The sequence below is a fragment of the Streptomyces sp. CoH27 genome, assembly GCF_020181035.1.
Lineage (GTDB): Bacteria > Actinomycetota > Actinomycetes > Streptomycetales > Streptomycetaceae > Streptomyces > Streptomyces camelliae.
Genome location: NZ_JAIQYY010000016.1, coordinates 66,217 through 77,542, shown reverse-complemented (window position 1 = coordinate 77,542; position 11,326 = coordinate 66,217). Strand labels below are relative to the sequence as shown.

Below are 11,326 nucleotides of genomic sequence, written 5' to 3'. Positions count from 1 at the left end.
TGACCTTCGCCTTGTCCGAATGGCTTGTGGCTACCGTCCTCGCGCCGCGCGACACCGGATTCGGTTACGCCCGCCTGAGCGCGAGAAACACTTCCTGAATTCTTGGAAAGAAATGCGGGAGGCCGTGAATAGAGGCAAGTAGGGGCCGCAATAGGGCAGGCAACAGCACCCCACCGGACTGCCTCGCGGAAAGAGACACGCGAAGGGTGGGCGCGCTACATAGGAGAAATTTCAACCAGACTGAATCACGCGATACATCGATCCCCCGTTCGATCTTCACTTCCACTGGACCGTAACACCTCCGATTCACGGCGGGCAAGGGTGCCGGTTTCCGGAACACTCCCCTCCGCCGTCCTCGAAGCAGCCGAATTCGGCCAGGTCACAGGCCACGCAAGGGCTGAACGGAGTTCACCTTCGACCCCTCGGCCGCACGGCCGCGGCGATGCTTTCACGCCACACCGAAAATCTTCGGACAGCCGCTTAACCCTCGTTAATCCCCGTCCATTGCCCGAGAAATCCGACATCTCGGAACCCGTCTTCGAGCGGCACAAGGTGCCGACGACACCGACCGCGACCGCTCACCCGTCACCGGCCGCGGCCGCCAATTGCGACCTGCCCGAGGAGCGACCTATGGTGTTACGGTCGCTGTGCGGATGATCCAGGGGGAGGACCGTGGCGCTTTAGTGCAACAGATCCGGCCATCGGCCGGCCCGCCGCATTCCCCACCGGACCACGCGTAAAACCCGCCCGCCGCATGCCGCGGCTTTCCGGCCGCCGGCCCGAGCGGTCCGGGCCGGCCACGCGGCGGCGGCCCGTGTTCCGCCGCTTCCCGGTGATCCCTCCGGATTCCGCGTCCGGCCGCCCCGGGCGCGACCGGAACCGGCGGACGAACTCCAGTCCAGACCAATTGCCCGAGCGAACGACCCATCGATGCCCACCCGAGGGGTGGGGGAGGTACGCGCGGTGACAGAACAACAGCCGGCAGTGCGGCTTGCCGTACTGGGAGCCGGAGTGATGGGAGTCAGCATCACGACGCTGGCACTCGGCAGGGGCGTGGATGTGGTCCTCGTCGAGACGGACCCCGCCCGACGGGCCGGCGCCCGGACGAGGATCGAGCACGAGCTGCGTACGGCCCAGCTCATGGGGGTGCGCCCCGCCGACGCGCCGGGCGGGCTGACGGTCACCGCCGCGGTCGCCGACTGCCAGGGGGCGGACGCGGTGATCGAGGCGGTCACCGAGGACGCCGAGACCAAGGCCGCGGCGCTCGTCGAGATCGACCGGCTCACCGGCCCGGGTACCGTGCTGGTCACCAACACCTCCTCCATCCCGGTGGACGAGCTGGCCGACCGGATCCCCCACCCCGAGAAGCTCATCGGGGTCCACTTCATGAACCCCTCCTATCTGATCGGCACCGTGGAGGTCGTCCGCGGCCCGCGCACCGGACAGCCGGCGCTGGACGGCGTGGCCCGGCTGCTCGGCGCCCTGGGGCGCAAGGGGGTGCACGTCGCCGACGCACCGGGCTTCGTCACCAGCCGGCTGCTGCACCGGATGATCAACGACGCGGCCCGCATCGTGGAGTCGGAGCAGGCCACCGCCGAGGACGTGGACACCCTGATGCAGGACTGCCTCGGCCACCGCACCGGCCCGCTGCGCACCGCCGACCTGATCGGCCTGGACAATCTCGTGGACTCCCTGTGGGTGCTGCACCGGCGCACCGGCGACGAGGGCTGCCGCCCCTGCGAGCTGCTGCTGCGCAAGGTGCGGGACGGCGAGCACGGCCGTAAGAGCGGCCGCGGCTTCTACACGTACACCGCGGGCGTGCGGTCCTGATGGCCGGTCAGCTCACCCTGGACGAGCGGCTGCACGCCTACGTGCGCGAGGTCTCGCTGCGCGACGACGACGTGCTGCGCGACCTGCGCGCGGAGACCGCCGGGATGCCGATGCTCCAGGCGATGCTCGTGCATCCCGAGGAGGCCCAGTTCCTCGCCCTGCTGGTCCGGCTCACCGGCGCCCGCAGCGTTCTGGAGATCGGCACCTTCACCGGCTACAGCAGCCTGTGCATGGCCCGCGCCCTGCCCCCGGACGGCACCCTGGTCACCCTGGACAACGCCGAGCGCTGGACCCGCATCGCGGCCCGCTACTGGCAGCGCGCCGACGTGGCCGGCCGGATCGACCTCAGGCTCGCCGACGCCGCCGAGAGCCTCGACCGGCTCACGGCCGAGCACGGCACCGGCAGCTTCGACCTGGCCTTCATCGACGCGGACAAGGCCAACTACCCGCGCTACTACGAGCAGTGCCTGACGCTGCTGCGCCCGGGCGGTCTGCTGGTCCTCGACAACACGCTGTTCTTCGGACGGGTCACCGACCCGACCGCCCAGGACGCGGACACCCGGGCCATCCGCGAACTCAACGCCCGGCTGCGCGACGACGACCGCGTGGACATCTCCCTGCTGGCCGTGGCGGACGGCCTCACCCTGGCCCACAAGAAACCCTGAGAGGAACAGGACATGAGCGAGTCCACAACGGACCGCGGGATCACCGCAGAGCAGGTGGCGGCCGACCTCACGCGTTTCCTTGAGGAGCACACCCGGACCTCGTGGGACGCCGACACCGACCTGTTCGACACCGGCGGCGTGTCCTCCATGTTCGCGATGGAGCTGGTGGTGCACATCGAGAAGACCTTCGGCGTCGCCGTGGAGGGCCCCGACCTGCGGATCGACAACTTCCGCACGGTGCGGACCATGACCGCCCTCGTGCTGCGCCTGGCCGGCAGCGGTGAGTGAGGAGCCGGCCGCACTCGTCACCGCGGCGATCGGTGACCGGGCCGCGGCCTGGGACACCGAGGGGGCCATCCCGGAGCCGGTCCTGCGGGAGCTCGGGGCCGCCGGTGTGCTGTGCGCCCAGGTGCCCCGGGAGTACGGCGGACGCGGGCTCTCCAGCCGGGAGGGCGGCGAACTGACCGCCCACGCGGGCAGTCTGTGCAGCTCACTGCGGAGCGTGATGACCTCCCAGGGCATGGCCGCCTGGACCGTCCAGCGGTTCGGCACCCGCGAGCAGCGCTCCCGCGAGCTGGCCCGGCTCACCGGGGGCGAACTGGCCGCCGTGGCCTTCAGCGAACCCCAGGCGGGCAGCGACCTGTCGGCGATCGCCACCACGGTCAAGGACGACGGCGACAGCGTGGTCGTCACCGGCCACAAGGTGTGGTCCACCGCCGCCGCCTACGCCGATGTCGTGGTCGTCTTCGGCCGCTACCGGGACGGTGCCGCGGCCGTACTCGTCCCGACGCGGGCCCCCGGGGTCGGCCTGCGCCCGGTGCGCGACGCCCTCGGCTGCCGCGCGGCCGGGCACGCCGACGTCCTCCTGGACGACGTACGCCTGCCCGCCTCCAGTGTGCTGTCCGGAACCGGTCTGCCCCTCGGCCTGCTCACCACCATCGCCCTCACCTCCGGGCGGATGTCCGTGGCCTGGGGCTGCGTCGGCATCATCCGCGCCTGTCTGCGGGCGGCCGCGGCCCACGCCCGCGACCGGGAGCAGTTCGGCAAGCCGCTGGCGCAGCACCAGCTGGTCGCCCGGCATCTGGCCGAGCTGTACGTGGCCGAGCAGACGGCGACCCGGGTCTGCGAGGACGCCTCCGACCGCTGGGACAGCCACGCCCCGGACCTGTCGACCGCCGCCGTGCTCGCCAAGCACGTCGCCGCGGGCGGAGCGGCACGGGCCGCCGCCACGGCCGTACAGGTCCTCGCCTCCGCCGGCGCCCGGGACGGCGAGACGGTGGCCCGTGCGTACCGGGACGCCAAGCTGATGCAGATCATCGAAGGCAGCGAGGAGCTCTGCCAGCTCATCCTCGCGGAGCGAGCGCTGGAGGACGCGGCATGACCAACGGACCCGACGAGATCGGCATCGGCGCGGTGCACTGTCTGCTGCCCGAGGACCGCACCGCCGTCGTCGACCTGCCCGAGCTGTCCCGGCTCAGCGAGGAGGAGCTGAAGTTCGCCGAGCAGGCCGGGGTGAAGACGGTGGGCGTCTTCCCGGACACCGAGCCCACCGAACTGGCCGCGCGCGCCTGCCGGGAACTGCTCGCCGCACTGCCGAACAGCCCGGACCTGATGGTGCACATCGCCTCCCGCGCCCCGGATGTGCTGATCGGCTCCGACGCGGGCAAGATTGCCCATCTGGCCGGGCTGACGGGCGTCTTCCCGTTCACGGTGGACGGCCTGGGCTGCGCCGGTTCCTCGGCCGCCTGGGGACTGGCCCGCGATCTGCTGCTCGGCGACCCGGGCCGCCGGAGCGTGCTCCTCACCTACGGCAGCCGCCCCACCGCCGCCGACCGAGTGCGCCGGCCCGTCACCGTGATCGGGGACGGCGCCTTCGCCATGACCCTGGTGCGCGGCGGCCGCCCCGTGCTGCGCGCGCACCGCATGGAGGCCGACAGCTCCTTCCACGACCTGTTCCGGGTGGACTACAAGGCACGGCCGTGGTCCGAGTGGCACGAGGAGTGCGCCGACAACGACCGGTACTCCTTCGAGCTGGCCATGCACAGCCGTAAGCGGCTGGACCGCATGGTCGACGAGGTGCTGGCCGACGCCGGCATCACCAAGGCGGACGTGGCGGCCACCCTGATGCAGAACGTCACCGCGAGCGCGTTCGACTTCTACCGGGTCAGCCTGGGCCTGCCGATCCACCCGGTGTGCGCGACGCACCTCGCCGACTACGGGCACCTCGGCCCGATGGACGTGGTGCTGAACCTGGACCGGCTGCTCGCCCTCGGCGAGCTGGAGCGGGGTGCGTATGTGCTGGTGCTCAGCAACAGTCCGGTCGCGGCGTGGACGGTGACCCTGTGGGAGGTGTGATGCAGCAGCCGACCGTCAAGTGCCTGGTCTGGGATCTGGACAACACCCTGTGGCAGGGCACTCTGCTGGAGGACGGCGAGGTGGACGTGCCTGCGGCGGTGCGTGCGGTGGTGCGCGAACTGGACGCCCGGGGCATCCTGCAGTCCGTCGCCAGCCGGAACGACCACGACCACGCCTGGGAGCGGCTGGAGAAGCTCGGCCTCGCGGAGTACTTCGTGCTGCCGCAGATCAACTGGGGCCCGAAGTCGGCGTCCGTGCGCGCGATCGCCGACCGGTTGAACTTCGCCCTGACGACCATCGCGTTCGTCGACGACCAGCCGGCCGAACGTGCGGAGGTCGCCCACCATCTGCCCGAGGTCCGCTGCTACACCGCCGAGGACGTTCTGGAGCTGCCGGCCAGGCCGGACTTCTCGCCGGCGATGGTGACGGCGGACGCCCGCAACCGCCGGCGGATGTACCAGGCGGGCTTCCGTCGGGAGACCGAGCGGTCCGAACACACCGGCACGGACGAGGAGTTCCTGCGCACGCTCGGCCTGGAGCTGACCATCCACCGGGCGAGCGAGGAGGACATCGCGCGGGTGGAGGAACTCACACTGCGCACCAGCCAGATGAACGCGACCGGGGTGCACTACTCGGACGAGACACTGCGCGCCCTGCTCACGGACGAACGGCACGAGGTGCTGGTCACCTCGCTCACGGACCGGTTCGGCCCGCACGGTGCCATCGGGGTGATCCTGCTGGAGCGGCGGCCGGAGGCCTTCCACATCAAGCTGCTCGCCACCTCCTGCCGTGTGGTGTCCTTCGGCGTCGGCGCGGCCCTGCTGCGCTGGCTCACCGACGAGGCGGCCCTGGCGGGCACCGGGCTGACGGCCGCCTTCCGGCGCACCGAGCGCAATCGGATGATGGAGATCGCCTACCGGTTCGCGGGATTCGAGGACGGCGAGCAGGCGGAGGGCGACGGGATCCGGACCCTGGCTCTGGTGCCCGCGCGCCGGCAGCCGCCGGCCCATCTGAAGGTGCTCGCTCCCCGGCTGTTCGCGGCGGACGGGGACCTGATGGCATGGCAGCCGGAGGCCGTCTGACGCCCGCCTCCTGCGCACGGCAGGCCACCACGGTGTCAACGACGGCTGGATCCCGGCTCGGGGTCCAGCCGTCGTGCGTTGCGGGCAACAGCCAAGTGGTCCAGACCTATTGACCGATGGTCCAGACCTTTCTACGCTCGCAGCACTCCGGGCGTGAAGGCTCAGTCATGCCCCTGACACCCACCCCCTCACAAGGGAGGCGCACCATGCGCTTCAGACACCGAGCCGCGGCGGGGTTCGCGACCCTGCTCCTCCCCCTGGCCGGACTCGCCGGACTCGCCGGTCACGCCCAGGCCGCGACGACCGCCGCGACCGCGAGCTTCACCAAGACGAGCGACTGGGGCACCGGCTTCGGCGGCCAGTGGACCATCAAGAACACCGGTACCAGCAGCATCAGTTCCTGGACCGTCGAGTGGGACTACCCCTCCGGTACGTCGGTCACCTCCGCCTGGGACGCGGACGTCACCAGCTCCGGCACCCACTGGACCGCCAAGAACAAGTCCTACAACGGCACCATCGCCCCGGGTGCCTCGGTCTCCTTCGGCTTCAACGGCGCGGGCCCGGGATCACCGTCCAACTGCACCCTCAACGGCGGCAGTTGCGACGGTGGTACGACGGTCCCCGGTGACAACCCGCCGAGCGCCCCCGGCACTCCGGCCGCCTCGAACATCACCGACACCTCGGTGCAGCTCAGCTGGGGCGCGGCCACCGACGACAAGGGCGTCAAGAACTACGACGTCCTGCGCGACGGCAAGGTCGTCTCCACCGTGACGGCCACCTCGTACACCGACACCGGCCTGACCGCCGGCACCGACTACTCCTACACCGTCCAGGCCCGCGACACCGCCGGCCAGACCGGCCCGGTCAGCGGTGCCGTCGCCGTCCACACCACCGGCGGCGGCACCACTCCCCCGAGCACCGGCGACAAGGTCAAGCTCGGCTACTTCACCGAGTGGGGCATCTACGGCCGCAACTACCAGGTCAAGAACCTGGTGACGTCCGGCTCCGCCGCGAAGATCACGCACATCAACTACGCCTTCGGCAACGTGACGAACGGCCAGTGCGCGATCGGTGACGCCTACGCCGACTACCAGAAGACGTTCACCGCCGACCAGTCGGTCAGCGGCGTCGCGGACACCTGGGACCAGCCGCTGGCCGGCAACTTCAACCAGCTGCGCGAGCTGAAGGCCAAGTACCCGAACCTGAAGGTGCTGTGGTCCTTCGGCGGCTGGACCTGGTCCGGCGGCTTCGCCCAGGCAGCGGCCAACCCCACCGCGTTCGCCGACTCCTGCTACAACCTGGTCAACGACCCGCGCTGGGCCGACGTCTTCGACGGCATCGACATCGACTGGGAGTACCCGAACGCCTGCGGGCTGTCCTGCGACACCAGCGGGGCCGCGGCCTTCAAGAACGTGATGGCCGCGCTGCGCGCCAAGTTCGGCAGCGGCAAGCTGGTCACGGCCGCGGTCACCGCCGACGGCTCGGCCGGCGGCAAGATCGAGACCGCCGACTACGCCGGCGCCGCGAGTTACGTCAACTGGTACAACGTGATGTCGTACGACTTCTTCGGCGCCTGGGACGCGCAGGGCCCGACCGCCCCGCACTCCCCGCTCACCTCGTACTCAGGCATCCCGAAGGCCGGCTTCGACACGGCCGACGCGATCGCCAAGTACAAGTCGATCGGCGTCCCCGCGTCCAAGCTGCTCATCGGCATCGGCTTCTACGGCCGCGGCTGGACCGGTGTCACCCAGGACGCCCCGGGCGGCACGGCCACGGGCCCGGCGGCGGGCACGTACGAGCAGGGCATCGAGGACTACAAGGTCCTCAAGACGTCCTGCCCGGTCACCGGCACCGTCGCGGGCACCGCGTACGCGCACTGCGGCAGCAACTGGTGGTCGTACGACACCCCGTCGACCATCGCCGGGAAGATGAGCTGGGCCAAGTCCCAGGGGCTCGGCGGCGCGTTCTTCTGGGAGTTCAGCGGCGACACCAGCAACGGTGAACTGGTGAACGCCATCAGCAGCAACCTGTAGATGCCCTAAGCGACGTTGACGCGCTGACCGGGCGGGGCTGCCTCCAGCCACGCGAGGAATCCGGTCAGCGCGTCTTCGCTCATGGCGAGTTCAAGGCGCGTGCCCCGATGCGTACAGGCGAGGACCACCGCGTCGGAGAGCAGCGCCAGCTCCTCCTCGCCCTCGGGGAGCCGGCGCCCGGCCACCTCGATGGCGGCGCGCTCCAGGGTGCGGCGCGGGCGGACGGCGTAGGAGAAGACGCGGTACCACTCGATGCGGTCGCCGTTGTAGCGGGCGACGCCGTAGGACCAGCCCTTGCCGTTCGCGTCCGGTTTCTCGGCCACGTCCCAGCGCAGGGAACAGTCGAAGGTGCCACCGGAGCGCTGGATCAGTCTGCGGCGCAGCCCGAACAGGAACAGTCCCACCACCACGAGCGCGACCACGATCGCGACCACAGTCAGAGCGAGGACCATCGACACCGACCTCCTCGTCTCCTAGGTAATGGAACGGAAAAAACACCCACATCTACCTCAGCCGCGGCACGCAGGCGGACGTCTGCGCGACGCTCGGCGGCGGCGTCGCCCTCCGCCTTCGCGCGCTCCAGCTCCCGCTCCGTGCGCTGGACATCGATCTCGTCCGACAGCTCGGCGATCTCGGCCAGCAACGACAGCTTGTTGTCCGCGAACGAGATGAAACCGCCGTGCACCGCGGCGACGACCGTTCCACCTTCACTCGTACGGATGGTCACCGGGCCCGACTCCAGCACACCGAGCAGCGGCTGGTGACCGGGCATGACGCCGATGTCGCCGGACGTGGTGCGCGCGACGACCAGGGTGGCCTCGCCGGACCAGACCTGGCGGTCGGCGGCGACCAGCTCGACGTGCAGCTCAGCAGCCAAGGGTGGCTCCTCGGGTCACCACCCGGCGGTTCTGCCGGGTGTTGGGGTCAATTCTAGTGGGCGTGGCGGAGGGGGCGGGACGCGCCCCGCCCCCTCCAGCGAGCACGAGGCTCAGGAGACGCCCAGCTCCTTCGCGTTCTTCTTCAGGTCCTCAAGACCACCGCACATGAAGAACGCCTGCTCCGGGAAGTGGTCGAACTCACCGTCGCAGATGGCGTTGAACGCCGCGATCGACTCCTCCAGCGGCACGTCCGAACCGTCCACGCCGGTGAACTGCTTGGCGGCGTGGGTGTTCTGGGACAGGAACCGCTCGACGCGACGGGCACGGTGGACGACGAGCTTGTCCTCCTCGCCGAGCTCGTCGATACCGAGGATCGCGATGATGTCCTGGAGGTCCTTGTACTTCTGCAGGATGTTCTTCACGCGCATGGCCGCGTTGTAGTGGTCCTGCGCGATGTACCGCGGGTCCAGGATCCGGGACGTGGAGTCCAGCGGGTCCACGGCCGGGTAGATGCCCTTCTCGGAGATCGGACGGGAGAGCACCGTCGTCGCGTCGAGGTGGGCGAAGGTGGTGGCCGGCGCCGGGTCGGTCAGGTCGTCCGCGGGGACGTAGATCGCCTGCATCGAGGTGATCGAGTGACCACGGGTCGAGGTGATGCGCTCCTGCAGGACGCCCATCTCGTCGGCCAGGTTCGGCTGGTAACCCACCGCGGAGGGCATACGGCCGAGCAGGGTCGACACCTCGGAACCGGCCTGGGTGAAGCGGAAGATGTTGTCGATGAAGAACAGCACGTCCTGCTTCTGGACGTCACGGAAGTACTCCGCCATCGTCAGACCGGCCAGCGCCACGCGCAGACGGGTGCCCGGCGGCTCGTCCATCTGGCCGAAGACCAGCGCGGTCTTGTCCAGAACGCCGGCCTCCTCCATCTCCTGCATCAGGTCGTTGCCCTCACGGGTGCGCTCGCCCACACCCGCGAAGACCGACACACCCTCGTGCAGCTTCGCCACACGCATGATCATTTCCTGGATCAGAACGGTCTTGCCGACGCCGGCGCCGCCGAACAGACCGATCTTTCCGCCCTTGACGTACGGGGTGAGCAGGTCGACGACCTTCAGACCCGTCTCGAACATCTCGGTCTTCGACTCAAGCTGGTCGAAGGCCGGGGCCTTGCGGTGGATCGCCCAGCGCTCGGCGCCCTCGACGGAGGACTGCTCGTCGTTGAGCACGTGACCCAGGGTGTTGAACACGCGGCCCTTGGTGACGTCACCGACGGGGACGGTGATGCCGTTGCCGGTGTTCACCACCGTGGCCTGGCGGACCAGGCCGTCGGTGGGCTGCATGGAGATCGCGCGGACCAGGCCGTCACCCAGGTGCTGGGCGACCTCCAGGGTCAGCGTCTTCTTCTTGCCCGCGTCGGCCGGGTCGGAGACCTCGACGTGCAGGGCGTTGTAGATGTCCGGCATCGCGTCGACGGGGAACTCCACGTCGACGACCGGGCCGATGACCCGAGCGACGCGGCCAGTGGCCACGCCAGCCTCAGCGGTCGGCTCAGCAGTGGTGGTCATTAGTAGTCACTCCCCGCGGTCGCGTCGGCCAGGGCGTTGGCGCCACCGACGATCTCGCTGATTTCCTGGGTGATTTCGGCCTGGCGGGCCTGGTTGGCAAGTCGAGTGAGCTTCTCGATCAGCTCACCGGCGTTGTCGGTGGCCGACTTCATCGCCCGCCGGGTGGCGGCGTGCTTCGAAGCGGCCGACTGCAGCAGCGCGTTGTAGATACGGCTCTCGACGTACCGCGGCAGCAGGGCGTCGAGGACGTCCTCCGCCGACGGCTCGAAGTCGTACAGCGGAAGGATCTCACCCTTGGGGGCCGCCTCCTCCGCCACCTCGTCCAAGCTCAGCGGCAGCAGCCGGTCGCCGGTCGCCGACTGCACCAGCATCGAGACGAACTCGGTGTAGACGATGTGGAGTTCGTCCACACCGCCGGCCGCCGTGTCCTTCTCGATCGCCTCGATCAGCGGCGCGGCGACCTTCTTGGCGTCCGCGTACGTCGGCTCGTCGGTGAAGCCGGCCCACGACTGGGCGATCTTCCGCTCACGGAAGTTGTAGTGGGCGACACCACGGCGGCCGACGATGTAGACGTCGACCTCCTTGCCTTCCCGCTCAAGCTGCTCGGTGAGCCGCTCGGCCGTCTTGATGGCGTTGGAGTTGAAGGCGCCGGCCAGACCGCGGTCGCTCGTCAGGAGCAGGACCGCGGCCCGGGTCGGGTTCTCCGCCTCCGTCGTCAGCGGGTGCTTGGTGTTCGACCCCTGGGCGACCGCCGCGACGGCCCGGGTGAGCTCGGTCGCGTACGGCGTGGAGGCCGCCACCTTGCGCTGTGCCTTGACGACACGCGAGGCGGCGATCATCTCCATCGCCTTGGTGATCTTCTTGGTCGCGGTGACGGATCGGATGCGACGCTTGTAGACCCGGAGCTGGGCTCCCATG

General features: G+C 69.8%; 10 protein-coding genes and 1 pseudogene. 7 read left to right on the top strand and 4 right to left on the bottom strand.

What is annotated here, in order from left to right; all coding sequences use genetic code 11:
* Positions 1 to 930: 930 nt before the first annotated feature.
* The 7 genes from LE548_RS26755 to LE548_RS26725 all read left to right on the top strand — a co-directional run bounded on the left by LE548_RS26755 (position 931) and on the right by LE548_RS26725 (position 7,965).
* The gene (locus LE548_RS26755; protein WP_225099514.1) at positions 931 to 1,830 is read left to right on the top strand and encodes a 3-hydroxyacyl-CoA dehydrogenase family protein; all 900 of its coding nucleotides are present in this window, start codon (positions 931 to 933) and stop codon (positions 1,828 to 1,830) included.
* Positions 1,830 to 2,495, top strand: a complete 666-nt coding sequence (locus tag LE548_RS26750) for an O-methyltransferase (protein WP_225099513.1) — start codon at positions 1,830 to 1,832, stop codon at positions 2,493 to 2,495. The genes LE548_RS26755 and LE548_RS26750 overlap by 1 nt, the downstream gene beginning before the upstream one ends.
* Positions 2,496 to 2,507: 12 nt before the next feature.
* The gene (locus LE548_RS26745; RefSeq protein WP_225099512.1) at positions 2,508 to 2,783 is read left to right on the top strand and encodes an acyl carrier protein; all 276 of its coding nucleotides are present in this window, start codon (positions 2,508 to 2,510) and stop codon (positions 2,781 to 2,783) included.
* Positions 2,776 to 3,876, top strand: a complete 1,101-nt coding sequence (locus LE548_RS26740; RefSeq protein ID WP_225099511.1) for an acyl-CoA dehydrogenase family protein — start codon at positions 2,776 to 2,778, stop codon at positions 3,874 to 3,876. The genes LE548_RS26745 and LE548_RS26740 overlap by 8 nt, the downstream gene beginning before the upstream one ends.
* Positions 3,873 to 4,850 (top strand): 3-oxoacyl-[acyl-carrier-protein] synthase III C-terminal domain-containing protein, encoded by a 978-nt coding sequence (locus tag LE548_RS26735; protein ID WP_225099510.1) that lies wholly within the window; start codon positions 3,873 to 3,875, stop codon positions 4,848 to 4,850. The genes LE548_RS26740 and LE548_RS26735 overlap by 4 nt, the downstream gene beginning before the upstream one ends.
* Complete coding sequence (locus LE548_RS26730) at positions 4,850 to 5,932, top strand: HAD family hydrolase (RefSeq protein ID WP_225099509.1); 1,083 nt, start codon at positions 4,850 to 4,852, stop codon at positions 5,930 to 5,932. Before LE548_RS26735 ends, LE548_RS26730 begins: the two co-directional genes overlap by 1 nt.
* Positions 5,933 to 6,138: 206 nt before the next feature.
* Positions 6,139 to 7,965 (top strand): glycoside hydrolase family 18 chitinase, encoded by a 1,827-nt coding sequence (locus LE548_RS26725; RefSeq protein WP_225099508.1) that lies wholly within the window; start codon positions 6,139 to 6,141, stop codon positions 7,963 to 7,965.
* Between the two features lie 5 nt (positions 7,966 to 7,970).
* On the opposite strand, the gene LE548_RS26720 is transcribed toward LE548_RS26725, so the two are convergent.
* From LE548_RS26720 to LE548_RS26705, 4 genes and pseudogenes are all read right to left on the bottom strand, one after another.
* Complete coding sequence (locus tag LE548_RS26720; protein WP_225099507.1) at positions 7,971 to 8,417, bottom strand: DUF2550 domain-containing protein; 447 nt, start codon at positions 8,415 to 8,417, stop codon at positions 7,971 to 7,973.
* A gap of 59 nt (positions 8,418 to 8,476) precedes the next feature.
* Positions 8,477 to 8,842, bottom strand: a pseudogene (locus LE548_RS26715) (F0F1 ATP synthase subunit epsilon); the annotation flags it as partial.
* Between the two features lie 111 nt (positions 8,843 to 8,953).
* Entirely contained in the window at positions 8,954 to 10,408 is a 1,455-nt protein-coding gene (gene atpD, locus LE548_RS26710) for a F0F1 ATP synthase subunit beta (protein ID WP_225099506.1), read from the bottom strand.
* On the bottom strand, positions 10,408 to 11,325 hold the full coding sequence (locus LE548_RS26705; protein WP_225099505.1) for a F0F1 ATP synthase subunit gamma: 918 nt from the start codon (positions 11,323 to 11,325) through the stop codon (positions 10,408 to 10,410). Before LE548_RS26705 ends, atpD begins: the two co-directional genes overlap by 1 nt.
* Position 11,326 lies beyond the last annotated feature (1 nt).

Excerpts from the sequence above, each read along its gene's own strand:
- LE548_RS26755 (WP_225099514.1), top strand. The coding sequence starts at position 931 with ATGCCCACCCGAGGGGTGGGGGAGGTACGCGCGGTGACAGAACAACAG.
- LE548_RS26750 (WP_225099513.1), top strand. The coding sequence starts at position 1,830 with ATGGCCGGTCAGCTCACCCTGGACGAGCGGCTGCACGCCTACGTGCGC.
- LE548_RS26745 (WP_225099512.1), top strand. The coding sequence starts at position 2,508 with ATGAGCGAGTCCACAACGGACCGCGGGATCACCGCAGAGCAGGTGGCG.
- LE548_RS26735 (WP_225099510.1), top strand. The coding sequence starts at position 3,873 with ATGACCAACGGACCCGACGAGATCGGCATCGGCGCGGTGCACTGTCTG.
- LE548_RS26730 (WP_225099509.1), top strand. The coding sequence starts at position 4,850 with ATGCAGCAGCCGACCGTCAAGTGCCTGGTCTGGGATCTGGACAACACC.
- LE548_RS26725 (WP_225099508.1), top strand. The coding sequence starts at position 6,139 with ATGCGCTTCAGACACCGAGCCGCGGCGGGGTTCGCGACCCTGCTCCTC.
- LE548_RS26720 (WP_225099507.1), bottom strand. The coding sequence starts at position 8,417 with ATGGTCCTCGCTCTGACTGTGGTCGCGATCGTGGTCGCGCTCGTGGTG.
- atpD (WP_225099506.1), bottom strand. The coding sequence starts at position 10,408 with ATGACCACCACTGCTGAGCCGACCGCTGAGGCTGGCGTGGCCACTGGC.
- LE548_RS26705 (WP_225099505.1), bottom strand. The coding sequence starts at position 11,325 with ATGGGAGCCCAGCTCCGGGTCTACAAGCGTCGCATCCGATCCGTCACC.